A 13,150-nucleotide genomic window follows, 5' to 3' on the forward strand; every position below is an offset into this window, starting at 1 on the left:
AGGCAGCCGGTCAGTCCGAGTTGCCGAAGACAAACAGCACGACCTTGGCGAAGCCGTAGTCCAGCACACCGACGATCGTCAGCATGACCGCGACGAACGTCACCACCACGGCGGTGTAGGTCAGCAACTCCTTGCGGGTCGGCCAGATGACCTTACGCAGTTCGGCTACGACCTCGCGGAAGAACCGGGCGATGCGGCCGAACACGCCCACCCGACCCGTTTCCGACCGGGTGGTCGGTCGGCTGTCTGCCGACTCTGCCCGGGCGCGGGACCGCGTGGCGGTGCCTCCCCGGGATACCGGCTCGTCCGCGCTGGAGGCGTCGTCGTCGGCTACGTCGTCGACGACCTCGTCGTCCAGACGATCGTCGCCGGCGTCCTCGCCGTGCCGCTTGTTGTCGGCCACTTCGCCCTCCGTCGCGGAATCTCGGGTCGCACGCCGAGTGGCGTACGCGGCGCTGGTCACGCCGGCCGGGCCTAACCGTCCCGCGACGGGCCGCGGCCGGTGGATCATCCGGAGGGCCCCGATTGCCTCGGAACCACCCCGCCGATGCCACCACCACGGGCCGGACGCCGCCAAGCTGGCGGCGCGACCCACGGGAACGGTCAGGCCTGAGGCGCAGGGGTGACAGGACTTGAACCTGCAGCCTGCGGTTTTGGAGACCGCTGCTCTGCCAATTGAGCTACACCCCTATGTGGCAACACTCGCCCCACGCGGCCACAGACGACCGAGCAGGGGTCACTTGCCCCACGGCGGACCAGTGTACGGGTAGCCACCCGACTTTCCCAACCGGTCTCCCCGCCACGCGTGGCGGGGAGAGTTCAGCGGGTCGAACGGATGGTCGCCCGTGCCTGTGAGAGCACCTTCTCGCCCCCGCAGACCGCCGTCACATCGATCCGGGTCAGGCCGTCCTCGGTCACCTCACGGACCCGCGCGGTGACCTCGATCTCGGTCCCCTGGTCGTCGTCGGGGACGACCACGGGCCGGGTGAAACGGACGTTGTACTCGACCACCGCGTCCGGTGCCCCGGCCCACTCGGTGATCGCCCGGCCGACCAGCGCCATGGTGAACATGCCATGGGCGATCACCCCGGGCAGACCCACCTTGGTGGCGACCCGGTCGCTCCAGTGGATCGGGTTGAAGTCGCCCGAGGCGCCGGCGTAGCGGACCAGGTCCGCGCGGGTCACCCGGAACGTCTGTGCTGCCAACTCCATCTCAGGCCTCCCCGCGTACGACGTACTTGGCCCAGACGGACACGACCGGGTCACCGCCGACGGTGCTCACGTCGGTGCGGGTGGTCAGGAAACCGTGCCCGCCCCGGGTGCTGACGTCCTCGATGGTGTTGGTGCAGACCAGCTCGTCGCCGGCGACCACCGGCCGGGTGTACGCGAACCGCTGGTCGCCGTGCACCACCCGGCTGTAGTCCACGCCCAGGGCCGGATCCTCGATGATCTGGCTGCTCGCGGCCATCGTGATGATCACCGGGAAGGTCGGCGGGGCAACCACGTCGGAGTGGCCCAGCGCCCGAGCGGCCTCCGGGTCGTGATGAGCCGGGTCGGTGGCGCCGATGGCGCTCGCGAACTCACGGATCTTTTCTCGGCCCACCTGATAGGGGGCGGTCGGCGGATAGGTCCGGCCGACGAAGGAAGGGTCCAGAGACATGCCGCGAACCTACACGGAAAGCACAATCGCCGATCCGGTCGGCAGGCGGCGGCGGAGCCGCGCCAAACCGGTCAGATCGGCGATTGAAAGCTTCGACAGCGGCCGGCGCGAAGCCGGCCCCGGGTCAGCGGGTCTCGCGGTGGACCGTGTGCCGACCGTCGCGCGGGCAGAACTTCTTCAGCTCGATGCGGTCGGGGTCGTTACGCCGGTTCTTGCGCGTGATGTAGTTGCGCTCCTTGCACTCCACACACGCCAAAGTGATCTTCGGCCGGACATCGGTAGCCTTCGCCACGGCGGAGTGCCTTCCTCGCTAACGGAAACAACTACGACGCGCCAGCCTAGACGCTGACAGCGCGGACATGCAAAGTGGGCGCCAGAAGCGCCCATTTTCTTACGACCACCGGCAACGAGCCCGGAAGACGAGAGTAGCGGTGGCCGGACTTGAACCGGCGACACAGCGATTATGAGCCGCTTGCTCTACCATCTGAGCTACACCGCTGCGATGGGTCCAGCTGAACCCTCGAGCCCCCTTACGGAATCGAACCGTAGACCTTCTCCTTACCATGGAGACGCTCTGCCGACTGAGCTAAGGGGGCCTGCGCGATCTCCCCGTGGGGCGCGCAGGAGTAAGAGTACACGGCCCGGCTCGACAGGTGAAATCGGATCCCCGGTGATCGTCCGCGCACTGCTCAGGGCACAACACGCAGGCGCGGAAGCTCCCCGCTGGCGACCGTCTCCGGCTCGACCTGGGCACCGAACCAGGCAGCCAACCGCTCGTACGGCAGTGGCCTGCTGAACAGGAAGCCCTGCCCGATCTCACAGCCGATGTCCTGGAGAAGCTCCAGGGTCAACTCGCTCTCCACGCCCTCGGCCACCACCGCCAGGCCGAACTGCTGTGAGAGGGTCACCACGGCGTTGACGATCGCCAGGTCCCCCGGGTCGGTCGCCATGCCCTGCACGAAGGAACGGTCCACCTTCACCTCGTGCACCGGCAGCCGGCGCAGGTGCGCCAGGGACGAGTCACCCGTGCCGAAGTCGTCCACCGACAGCCGTACGCCGAGATCCCGCAGCCGTTGCAGGGTGGGGATCGGCCGGTCCGTGCCGTCCAGCACCCCCGACTCGGTGATCTCCAGGGTGAGCCGCTGCGCCGGCACCCCGTACTCGGTCAACAACTCCTGGACCCGGTCCGGGAAGTGCTGGTCGGTGAGCGTACGAGCCGAGAGGTTGACCGCGATGGGCAGCGGCTGGTCGGCCAGCGCCCAGTCCCGGCTGCGCCGAAGGCCCTCCCGGAGCACCACCTCGGTGAGCCGGCTCAACTGGCCGGTGTGCTCGGCCACCGCCACGAAGTCCTCGGGCGCGACAGTGCCGTGCGCCGGGTGCTCCCAGCGGGCCAGACACTCCACACCCACCAGGCGGCGGTCCCGCAGAGTCACCTTGGGCTGGAAGTAGACCTCCAGCTCGTTCTGGTCCAGTGCTCGGCGCAGATCGCCGGCCAGACCCAACCGGCGCAGTGAACGGGACTCCAGCGCGGGGGTGAACAGCTGCACGCTGCCCGGCACCGACTTGGCCGCGGTGGCCGCCAGGTCGACCCGGAGCAGCAAGGTCGCCGCATCGCTGCCGTGATCGGGGTGTACGGCCACCCCGACAGCGGTGTTGACGTCGAGGGTGAGCGCGTTGAAGACCATCTCGTCGCGGATCTGCTCACGCAACTGGCCGGCCAGCTCAAGTGCCGCCTCGGCGCTCTCCAACCGCAACGTCACCAGGAACTCGTCGCCGCTCGCACGGCCGACCAGCGCCGACGACGGAGCATTGGCGCGCAACCGGTTGGCGACCTCGGCCAGGACCTTGTCCCCCGCGGCGTGGCCCAACGACTCGTTGACCTGCCGCAGCCCGTCCACGTCGAACAGCAGCAGCGCCACCACCTCACCGGGCGCACGGATCTTGACCGCCTCTTCCAGCGCGCCGGTGATTCGGCGCCGGTTGGGCAGCCGCGTCAAGGCATCGTGGTACGCGTCGTGTCGCAGTCGGTCGACCAGCCGGGAGTTTTCCAGGGCGACGGCCGCGTGCGCAGCCACCGTCTCGAACAACGGCACGTCCTTGCGAACGAAGTAGTTGCTGTCGCCGAGCCGGTTGGCCACCTCAAGGGTGCCGATGATGACCTGACCAGACCGCAGTGGCAGCACGATCACGTCCTTGACCCTCTGCCCGGCCAACTCGCCACGCAGGTCGGCGTCGGTGGTCATGCCACGCCCGACCGCGACGACGCGACCTTCGTCGCGAGCCCGCTTCCGCAGGACCGCCGGGGTCTTGGCGAGGTCGAGCAGACCGGGATCGTCATTGCGCGCAGTCAGCAGCACCTCCGGATGCCGGCCCTGAGCGGGTAACCAGAGCGTGGCGTACTCCGCCTGCATCAGCGCGCGCACCCGCAGCAGGAGCGCGTCCGCCAGGGTGCCGTCCTGGCCGCTCTCGACCACCGCCCGACTCAGCTCGTACATGTCGGCGAGGGTGCGGTGCTGTCGGAAGAACTGCGCGTACGCGCGATAGACGATGGAGAGGGCGACGACGAGGGCCGCCAACAGCAGCAGCGACCACCAGGTGACCGCGATGAGAATGAGGACGACCAGACCGCTGGCGATGTTGATGGCAGCGGTGAGCAGTGCCGGCGGACACCGTCGGATGGCCTCCCAGCCCACCTGCCATCCCTGCAGGAGCGTGTGCACTCCGGCCACGGAGAGCAGGCTCACCACGTTGACCATACTGGCCGCGACGAAAAGTATCAGCCAGGTGCCGGGGCCGATACCCTGCACGGACGGCAGGACCTGCAGCACCAGGACCGCCAGTGACGAGCCGGCAGCGGCTCGAGCGACGTTGAACCAGAACTTCGTCGCACCGAAGCGATGCCGCAGGTGCGTGATGACGGCCGCGAGGGTGTAGATGGTGACCACCGTCAGTGGCCGGACGAGGTAGAACGCCATCACCAACGGAATCTCGGTGAGGGTCACCCCGATCGACTGACGGCGAACGGTGAAGTTGAGCACCGGAAGGCCTGCGGCCACCATGCCGACCAGCAGGGCGGCTGCGAGCGGCCATTCCCCGAACGGCTCAGGAGCAACCAGGCCGACGACTGTGGAGCAGACGACGGCCAGCAGCGCCATTGGCCCGGTGATGAGCCAGGCACGCTCGGTGGAGCGGGGGCCCGCGCGGCCGCTACCCGCCATGCAAAGCCCCCTCACCGCCCCGCTGGTCTACATCGTCGAGATTGTGTTCCTCAGTGGGGTGCCGGCATGTTCCAGATGAAGTCCGCCGTGTGCATGTACCCGTCCCAAGGGCCACCGACGAAGACGCCGGCCGCGAGGGCGGAAAGCACCAAGAACGAGCCAAGCAGCCGGCCCAGCGTTCGACCAGACATTTTTGCTCCTGTCGGGGAAGTGTCACAGGGATGGTGGAGGTTCCACGATCGTGCCACACGGCCCGTATGCGGAGAAGCGCTCGGTGCGGGACCGGTCCGAGCGTTGACTAGGTCGCGCCCTTCGGACAGCCCGCTGTGTCGTGCAGTGCCAGATCAGGGCCCGTTCCGCGCGTCAGGCAATTCGGTCGGCGCTTGATACGACCATCAGCACATTTCACCCATGCTGCGGCGCACCACCTGGCTCGTTGCTTGTGATCACTCCCCGTGACCGACCGCCTCGCACCCCGGGCAGCCAAATACATCGACCACCATACCCGTTTACGCCTTGGACACAAGTGGCCTAGACGGACAAGCCACACGCCGACGCCGAGGGCGATAGCAGCCCCTCGGAGAGCTGTCGGCGGGATGACTCACCACGACAGGCATCGATGGACTACGCCCAGAGCCCCGGCCGAGTCCGGGCGATCCGGTGGAGGCCAGCCAGGGTCGGAGCCGTCATTGGCCCACCCCGAGCGCGAGTCGAATGGGGTGGTCTCGGGTGCCGGCCCGCCGATACTGTCCGGGCTCACCAAGAATCCGAACGGCGAGGTCGACATGAACAGCGATGACGGTACGACGGTGCTGTGGCGCCCAACCGGGCCGAACGAGCTGGCTCTCGTCCGCGAGTCCGGATGGCGGGCATGGCCGCCGCGCCTGCCGGATCAGCCGATCTTCTACCCGGTCCTGAACGAGGACTACGCGGTGATGATCGCCCGGGACTGGAACGTGCCCGCGTCGGGCGTCGGCTACGTGACCCGCTTCCGGGTGGAGTCGGACTTCCTGAGCCGCTACCCGGTCCGCCAGGCAGGCGGAAAGACCATTCTGGAGCTGTGGGTGCCGGCCGAGGAACTGGACGAGTTCAACGCTCACATCGTCGGGCTGATCGAGGTCGTACACGAGTTCCGGTAGCCGCCAGCCGGCGGCGGGGGCGTCATCGGATGATCCCGACGGCCTGGGGCCTGTTGTGCTGGACGACGCCGACGAGAGGCAGCACCGTGGCTGATGCCGGCGGCATCACCGGAGCCGGGCGGCGCAGGTCGACCGCCGCGGCTCGTCGAGCGCCCAGACCGATCTGCCCGCCCACTATCTGCCACAACCAGTTGTCGACGGCTGGACTCAGCCGGACCCGGCCAGACAAACGACAACAGCCCCCGATCAGCATCTCTGCTGGTCAGGGGCCGTATCTGCACCTGGTGGCGGGTAGAGGATTCGAACCTCTGAAGCTTTCGCGACGGATTTACAGTCCGCTCCCATTGGCCGCTCGGGCAACCCGCCAGGGCACCCCACCGCGTCGTAACGCGGCGGCGGAAGCAAGGATAGCGGCTTCCCCCGGGACCTCCGCAACCGGGTACGGTCAGGGGGTCGTGCCGCTGGTCGGCGGCCGACGGCAAGCCCAGACCGCCGGACAGCAGGAGCAGAAACATGGCAGCGAACCCGTCGTTCGACATCGTGAGCAAGGTTGACCGCCAGGAGGTCGACAACGCCCTTCGGCAGGCGGAAAAGGAGCTCGCGACGCGGTTCGACTTCCGCGGCACCGGTGCGGAGATCTCCTGGTCCGGCGAGGAGGCGATCGGTCTTCAGGCGGAGACCGAGGAGCGGGTCCTCGCCGCACTGGACGTGTTCAAGGAGAAGCTGGTCAAGCGGAACATTTCGCTGAAGTCGTTGGACGCTGGCGAGCCGCGCCCGTCCGGCAAGATTTTCAAGATCGACTGCAAGGTGATCCAGGGCATCGAGACGGACAAGGCCAAGGCGATCAGCAAGAAGATCCGCGACGAGGGCCCCAAGGGCGTGCAGGCGCAGATCCAGGGCGACCAGCTGCGGGTCACCGGCAAGAAGAGGGACGACCTCCAAGCTGTCATCTCGCTGCTCAAGGGCGAGGACTTCGGCGTCGCCCTCCAGTTCAACAACTACAGGTAAGGCGGCGACCGCCGGCCTGGTAACGGGTCGACAGTGCGAGTCACCTGGGCGTACGCCGTCACTTCTGGTCGGTATCGGTCGCTCACGATCGGCTCCCGACGGCTTGGTCACGGCCCGGACAGGATCCCTGGCCGAGCCGTCGGCGCTCTGCAAAGCTGACCCAGATGACCGCCCAGAGTCACTGGCAGGCATGGCATGAGCCGTACGCCGACGAAAACTCCCCGCTGTCTCGTCGGCTGCGGCTGGTCCAGCAGCACATTGTCTCGTGGCTGGATCAGCGCTTCGACGAACGGCTGACTGCGATAAGCGTGTGCGCAGGGCAGGGTCATGACCTAATCGGCGTCCTCGCCTCAAGGGCTGATGCTCAGCGTGTACGCGGAACCCTGCTTGAGTTCGACTCGGGCAATGTGACTGCCGCTCAGGCCGCCGCCAATCAGGCCGGGATCTCCAACATCGTGATCAGGCATACCGACGGGGGCCAACTCTCCGCGTATGCGGGGATCGTTCCGGCCGACCTGGTGCTCATGGTCGGGGTCTTCGGCAACATCTCAGACGCAGACGTGGAGCGAACCGTTGCTGCCCTGCCGCGGCTGTGCGCTGAGGGTGCCACCGTGATCTGGACCAGGACCCGGCGAGACCCGGACCTGACGCCAGCTGTACGGGAGTGGCTCCGGGATGCCGGCTTCGTGGAGCACGCATTCCACGCTCCAGAGGATGTGCAATTCTCGGTGGGCGTTCACCGGTTCGAAGGTTCTCCACAACCTTTGGACCCTGCGGGAACCATCTTCACGTTCCGGCACTGACGCCAACTGGTCGCTGCCCTATCTCTGCCCCGAGCGCCTGCCGGGCGGTTCGCCCATGGGGTCGTCGCGGGTCGGCATCCCCCGGATGGTCGGCAGCACCTCTTCCCGAAAGACGCCGTGCAGCCGGCGCAGTTCCCGCGCCGGATGCTCGGAATCGTCGACCCACACGTCTCAGAGCGGGTACGGCTGATCGCCGATCACCGTGACGGCGCAGACCGCGCGCCGTGCCGCCGTGTCCTACTGCCTGATCCGCTCCGGATGCACACCGTCGACCATGGCGTGCCCCGGCACCTGGATGCAGAGCGCCCCCGGCTCTGCCCCGCACACCGGGCAGCGCCGCCAATCCTCGATCGAGCCCGGGTCGTGCCCCAGTTCACCAGCCATGCGGCTGATCTCCACCGCCGCCTGATGCAGGTCGTCGTCCTGATGCCGGGTAGCGGCCCGATGGACCTTGCGCACCGCGCTCTTCGCACGCTCTTCCATGGGATCGGGGTCGGGGTCGGGCATGGCAGCGTCGTTCCCGGGATACACGACCTGAAACGGATTCAGTTGCCGAGCGGCGGGGTTCAGCGGTCGGCCGTCGAAACGCCCATGCAGGTATGAACCTCCGGGTCGGCATGGACCCACCCAGGCCGTCGTCAACCACCGGGTCGGCGTCGACCGCCCCAGCCTGGCGGCGGCTCGCTCCGCTCGTCAGGCGGGAGTCCATCGACGACAAGGCATGGATAGTCGGGTTCAGTAGACGACGCTGTACCAGTGCTCGGTCTCGCCGGGCAGTGGCACCAACCGCACCTTGGTGCCGCCCGGGTGGTCGAACATGCGCACCCCGTCGCCGAGCAGCACCGGGGCGAAGAACATCAGGATCTCGTCGAGCAGACCAGCCTCGATGCACTGCTTGGCGACATTCGCGCCGAGGATGTTGACGTACCGGTCCCCGGCGGCCTCCTTGGCCTGGGCGACGGCGGTGTGCAGGTCACCGACGAACGTGACGTCGGCGGGTGGCTCGGCCGGTGGTTGGTGGGTGAGGACGAACACCGGCCCGTGGTACTGGCCGCCGAACGCGCCTTCGCTGTCGGTGCCGCGGTTCGGGTCGTCGCCGCCGAAGGTGCCGTTGCCGGCCAGGATCGCGCCGACGCTGTGCAGCAGGCGCTCCGCCGTCGGGTTTTCGCCGCCGAGGTGGTCGGTCAGCCAGGACATGTCGCCGCCGGGGCCGGCGATGTAGCCGTCGAGTGACGCCGTCGCCGAATATAGAACCTTGGCCATGAGCCCAGGGTAGGCGGAACTCGGGTTCCTTGAATTCGGGGTATCCGCCGCGCAGGAACACCCCGAATTCAAGGAACCCGAGTGGATCAAGACCGCACGGAACGCACGCCCTCGGAATGCAGCGGGGTCAGACCGCCACGGGCTGTTCGGCGCGTACCGCCGTGTTTTCCGCACGGGCGATGGGCCCGGCGGGCAGCGCGGCGACCGCGGCCCCGACTGCGACGGCCGCTCCGGCGAAGAGGAACGCCCAGCTGACGCCGCCGGTGTGGTCCACGATCAGGCCGGCCACCGAGCCGCCGGCCGCGCTCGACGCGACCGCCACGGTGACCACCCAGGTGTACGCCTCGTTCAGCATTCCGGCCGGGGCGATCCGGCCGACCAGGGTGTTCTCCAGGGTCAGCGCGGGCGCGATGGCGGCCCCGCCGACGACCAACGCGACGCCCAGCGCCAGCGGGGTGGGCATCACCGCGAACACCACGAAGGTGCCGGCCACGGCGGAGAGCAGCAGGGCGAACTGGCGGGTCATGTTCGGTGCCGGCTTGCGGACGCCGAACCAGAACCCGCCGATGGCGCTGCCGACCCCCCAGACGGCGAGCAGAATGCCGGCCAGGCTCTCCGGGTCGTCGGTGGTGTGGCCGCTCGCGTACGCCGGGACGATGACCCCGGCGGCGCCGAACGCGATGCCGAGGCTGGCCACGCAGACCAGCAGGGCCGGGAATCCACCGACCCGCAGCGGCCCGAGCCCTCTGGCGTGGTGCTCCTTCGCGTGCGGGCGCCAGCCGCGCATCACCTCGCCGAGGGCCACGGCGGTCGTGCCGACCAGGGTGACCACTGCCGCGCCGATCAGCGCGGCTGCCGCGTCGGCGAACAGCACGAAGCCGGCGACGAGCAGCGGGCCGAGCACGAAGACGATCTCGAACAGCGACGTCTCGGCGGCCAACGCGGTGTTGCGCAGGGCATACCGGCCGGAGCTGGGGCTGGTCAGGTCGTTCCAGGCGTTACGGATGGCGGCGGTGAGCGGCGGGTACGTGGCGCCGGCCACGGCACTGGCGAGGTAGATGGTGGGTAGGACGTCGTCACCCGAGCGGCTGGCCAGCAGCAGCGCGATGAGCGCCACTGGGTGGGCCACGGCGGTGACCAGCAGGACGGGGGTGGGGCCGACCCGGTCGGCGACCCGCCCGGCCACGGGGCTGAGCGCGGCGCCGGCGACGGCGTAGATCCCGCCCGCGATGGCGGCCAGCGCGTACCGCCCGGTCACCTGCTCGACCACCAGGAGCAGCGCCAGTGGGGTCATGCCGATCCCGAGTCGCCCGATGATGCCGGTGATCAGCAGCATCGGTGCGCCCGGGATCCGCCACACACCCAGGTACTGACGCAGCGCGGCCACCGAAACCTCCGAAAATGTAATGAGCGTGAGCCGTTACGACCCTAACGCCGCCGCCGGACGGGACGACACCGGATATCAGCCTCGACACAGCGCTCCGCCCGTACCCGGCGTGACCGGGTACGGGCGGAGGCGTGAATCAGCAGCGGGTCAGCGCTGGAACTGCACCGGCCCCGCGTTGGCGGCCATCTGCTCCAGCCGGGCGACCCGGTCCTCCATCTTGGGGTGGGTGGAGAAGAGCGCCGCCATGCCGCCGCCCCGGAACGGGTTAGCGATCATGAGGTGCGCGGTGCTGGTGAGCTGGCCCTGGGCCGGCAACGGCCGGCGGCGGGCCACCGCGTCGATCTTGCGGAGCGCGCTGGCCAGGGCCAGCGGGTCTCGGCTCAACTCGGCACCCGAGGCGTCCGCCTGGAACTCACGGCTCCGGCTGATCGCCAACTGGATCACCGTGGCCGCGATCGGGCCGAGGATCAGTGTGAGCAGCAGCACGGCCGGGTTCGGCCGGTCCTCGTCGTCCCCGCCGCCCAGCGGGATGAAGAAGGCGAGGTTCGCCAGCAGGGTGATGATGCTGGCCAGACCCGCCGCCACGCTGGAGATCAGGATGTCCCGGTTGTAGACGTGTGACAGCTCGTGCCCGATCACACCGCGCAGCTCGCGGTAGTCGAGGATCTCGGTGATCCCCTGAGTGACACACACCGCCGCGTGCTGCGGGTTACGACCCGTGGCGAACGCGTTGGGCTGCGAGGTCGGGCTCACGTAGAGGCGCGGCATCGGCTGCTGGGCGTCGGTAGCCAGCTCCCGCACCATCCGGTACAGCTCGGGGAACTGTGCCTCGGTGACTGGTTGCGCCCTCATCGAGCGCAGTGCGAGCTTGTCGGAGTAGAAGTAGGTGACGCCGTTCATGACCAGTGAGACGACGACAGCGATGACCAGACCGCCACTGCCGCCGAACCAGTAGCCCACCGCGAGGATCAGGGCGCTGAGCAGGCCAAGCAGCGCTGCGGTCTTCAGACGGTTGTGGTGCACGATGTCTCCTTCGGTGCACGGATCGCCGGGATCCGCTGACCGGTGTAACAACCCGGTACCCACCAACCATCCGTCTCAACGCTGAGAGTTCACTGAGACGAAGCGCAGGTCAGGTCAGCGGCCGGCCAGATCGAGCACCAACTGCGGGGCGACGCCGAGCACCACGGCGGCCACCGTCGCCACCGCCAGCACCACGGCCACCACACCCACCACGGGTACGGCAGCCGCACCGCCACCGGCTTGCGCCGCGGCCGGGCCGGGCGTCGTCGCCGGTGCCCAGAGCGCGGCGGTCACCCGCAGGTAGTAGGCGAGCCCGATCACCGCGTTCAGCGCCACCACGAGCGCCAGCCAGGCCGCCCCACCGTCGAGCAGCGCCCGGACCACTGTCACCTTCGCGAACAGGCCGGCGAGCCCCGGCGGCAGGCCGGCCAGGCCCACCAGCGCGAGACCGAGCGCCGCAGCCCGCCAGGGGTGCCTGCGGGCCGCCCCACGGAGGTCGTCCAGCGTGCCGCCGTCCGCACCGGCCGGGCGCAGCGCGGTCACAGCGGCGAACGCGGCCAACTCCAACACCACGAAGAAGACGGCGTACGCCATCGCGGCGGCGTACGCGGCGGAGCGTGCCTCGTCGGTGCGACCGGCGGCCAGCGCCAACGCCCCCAGCGGGGCGAGGATGTAGCCGGCCTGCGCGACGGACGACCAGGCCAGCAGCCGGACGGTACGCCGCTGGCGCAGCGCGACCAGGTTGCCGACGGTCATGGTGAGCACCGCGAGCAGGGCGAGCACCGGGCCGGTCTGATCCGGCGGGAGTGCCCGCTGCACGACGGCGAGAAGTGCGACCAGGCCGCCCAGCTTCGACGCCGTCGACAGGTACGCGGCCACCGGCAGCGGCGCGCCGTCGTAGGTGGCCGGCGCCCACGCGTGGAACGGCACCGCCGCCACCTTGAAGGCCAGCCCGACCAGCAGCACCGCCACCGCGGCCGTGGTCAGCGGCAGGTCCCGCAACTCCGGCCGTTCGGCGAGCAACGCGCCGAGCCGGTCCAGGTGCAGCCCACCGGTCACCGCGTACAGCAGCGCCGCGCCGAGCAGGGTCAGCGTGGTCGCCACCACGCTGACCACGAAGAACGTCACCGCCGCCTCGGCGCTGGCGAGGCTCCCCCGACGCAGGCCCACCAGCACGTACAGCGGCAGGGTCAGCGTCTCCAGGGCGACGATCAGAGTGATCAGGTCGCCGGCCGCGCCGAGCACCACGCCGCCGGTCATCGAGCAGGCCAGCAGGAAGCAGTATTCCCCCACCGGCGACCGCCCCGCCCGCAACGCGGGTGCGGAGAGCCCGAGCACGCCCAGGGTGAGCAGGGCCACCACCGCGCCGACGAGGGCCGCCCGGCCGCCGAAGATCCAGGAGCAGTCCGCGCCGACACAGAACGTCCGCCGCTCCCCAGCCGCGCCGACCAGGGCGGCGCCGACGGCGGTGGCGAGCGCGCCCAGCGCGGCCACCACGATGGTGGCCCGTGGCCGGGCCAGCAGCAGGTCGGTGAGGAGCACGAGCACTGCGGTGCCGGCGGCCAGGTAGGCCGGCAGCAGCGCGACGCTGTCCACGCTCTGCACCACGTTCATGTGAGCCTGCCTCTGTTCGCGACTGCGGGGCTCCG

General features: G+C 69.3%; 14 protein-coding genes and 4 tRNA genes. 3 read left to right on the plus strand and 15 right to left on the minus strand.

Features of this window, described 5'->3' with window-relative positions:
- Positions 1 to 10 precede the first annotated feature (10 nt).
- From secE to GA0070619_RS32560, 9 genes are all read right to left on the minus strand, one after another.
- Entirely contained in the window at positions 11 to 403 is a 393-nt protein-coding gene (gene secE, locus GA0070619_RS24710) for a preprotein translocase subunit SecE (RefSeq protein ID WP_088950249.1), read from the minus strand.
- A gap of 214 nt (positions 404 to 617) precedes the next feature.
- Positions 618 to 690, minus strand: a tRNA-Trp gene (locus GA0070619_RS24715).
- A gap of 129 nt (positions 691 to 819) precedes the next feature.
- A complete protein-coding gene (locus tag GA0070619_RS24720; protein WP_088950250.1) occupies positions 820 to 1,212 on the minus strand; it encodes a MaoC family dehydratase in 393 nt (130 codons plus the stop codon).
- Between the two features lies 1 nt (position 1,213).
- Complete coding sequence (locus tag GA0070619_RS24725; protein ID WP_088950251.1) at positions 1,214 to 1,660, minus strand: MaoC family dehydratase N-terminal domain-containing protein; 447 nt, start codon at positions 1,658 to 1,660, stop codon at positions 1,214 to 1,216.
- Between the two features lie 124 nt (positions 1,661 to 1,784).
- Positions 1,785 to 1,952, minus strand: a complete 168-nt coding sequence (gene rpmG / locus GA0070619_RS24730) for a 50S ribosomal protein L33 (protein WP_007073056.1) — start codon at positions 1,950 to 1,952, stop codon at positions 1,785 to 1,787.
- A gap of 134 nt (positions 1,953 to 2,086) precedes the next feature.
- Positions 2,087 to 2,159 (minus strand) — tRNA-Met (locus GA0070619_RS24735).
- Positions 2,160 to 2,183: 24 nt separating this feature from the next.
- A tRNA-Thr gene (locus GA0070619_RS24740) sits at positions 2,184 to 2,256 on the minus strand.
- 93 nt (positions 2,257 to 2,349) lie between these two features.
- On the minus strand, positions 2,350 to 4,878 hold the full coding sequence (locus tag GA0070619_RS24745) for a putative bifunctional diguanylate cyclase/phosphodiesterase (protein WP_088950252.1): 2,529 nt from the start codon (positions 4,876 to 4,878) through the stop codon (positions 2,350 to 2,352).
- 50 nt (positions 4,879 to 4,928) lie between these two features.
- Positions 4,929 to 5,069 (minus strand): hypothetical protein, encoded by a 141-nt coding sequence (locus GA0070619_RS32560; RefSeq protein WP_157744079.1) that lies wholly within the window; start codon positions 5,067 to 5,069, stop codon positions 4,929 to 4,931.
- Between the two features lie 594 nt (positions 5,070 to 5,663).
- On the opposite strand from GA0070619_RS32560, the gene GA0070619_RS24750 reads away from it, so the two are divergent.
- On the plus strand, positions 5,664 to 6,017 hold the full coding sequence (locus GA0070619_RS24750; RefSeq protein ID WP_088952028.1) for a hypothetical protein: 354 nt from the start codon (positions 5,664 to 5,666) through the stop codon (positions 6,015 to 6,017).
- Between the two features lie 282 nt (positions 6,018 to 6,299).
- Here the strand turns inward: GA0070619_RS24750 and GA0070619_RS24755 are convergent.
- A tRNA-Tyr gene (locus tag GA0070619_RS24755) sits at positions 6,300 to 6,383 on the minus strand.
- Positions 6,384 to 6,530: 147 nt separating this feature from the next.
- Between GA0070619_RS24755 and GA0070619_RS24760 the strand changes: the two genes are divergently transcribed.
- Together GA0070619_RS24760 and GA0070619_RS24765 are read left to right on the plus strand one after the other, a co-directional pair.
- On the plus strand, positions 6,531 to 7,025 hold the full coding sequence (locus GA0070619_RS24760; protein WP_088950253.1) for a YajQ family cyclic di-GMP-binding protein: 495 nt from the start codon (positions 6,531 to 6,533) through the stop codon (positions 7,023 to 7,025).
- A 164-nt stretch (positions 7,026 to 7,189) separates the two neighbouring features.
- Positions 7,190 to 7,828: an SAM-dependent methyltransferase gene (locus tag GA0070619_RS24765; protein ID WP_088950254.1), complete on the plus strand. Its 639-nt coding sequence runs from the start codon at positions 7,190 to 7,192 to the stop codon at positions 7,826 to 7,828.
- Between the two features lie 237 nt (positions 7,829 to 8,065).
- Here GA0070619_RS24765 and GA0070619_RS24770 read toward each other — a convergent pair whose 3' ends face one another.
- From GA0070619_RS24770 to GA0070619_RS24790, 5 genes are all read right to left on the minus strand, one after another.
- Positions 8,066 to 8,335 (minus strand): zinc finger domain-containing protein, encoded by a 270-nt coding sequence (locus GA0070619_RS24770; RefSeq protein ID WP_088950255.1) that lies wholly within the window; start codon positions 8,333 to 8,335, stop codon positions 8,066 to 8,068.
- Positions 8,336 to 8,563: 228 nt separating this feature from the next.
- A complete protein-coding gene (locus GA0070619_RS24775) occupies positions 8,564 to 9,091 on the minus strand; it encodes a dihydrofolate reductase family protein (RefSeq protein WP_088950256.1) in 528 nt (175 codons plus the stop codon).
- Between the two features lie 127 nt (positions 9,092 to 9,218).
- Positions 9,219 to 10,478, minus strand: coding sequence for an MFS transporter (locus tag GA0070619_RS24780; RefSeq protein WP_088950257.1), 1,260 nt, complete (start codon positions 10,476 to 10,478; stop codon positions 9,219 to 9,221).
- 147 nt (positions 10,479 to 10,625) lie between these two features.
- Positions 10,626 to 11,501 carry a zinc metalloprotease HtpX gene (htpX, locus tag GA0070619_RS24785; protein WP_088950258.1) on the minus strand — a complete coding sequence of 292 codons (876 nt, stop codon included), beginning with the start codon at positions 11,499 to 11,501 and terminating at the stop codon, positions 10,626 to 10,628.
- Between the two features lie 114 nt (positions 11,502 to 11,615).
- Positions 11,616 to 13,115, minus strand: coding sequence for an NADH-quinone oxidoreductase subunit N (locus GA0070619_RS24790; protein WP_088950259.1), 1,500 nt, complete (start codon positions 13,113 to 13,115; stop codon positions 11,616 to 11,618).
- Positions 13,116 to 13,150: the final 35 nt, after the last annotated feature.

The organism is Micromonospora zamorensis (genome assembly GCF_900090275.1).
Lineage (GTDB): Bacteria > Actinomycetota > Actinomycetes > Mycobacteriales > Micromonosporaceae > Micromonospora > Micromonospora zamorensis.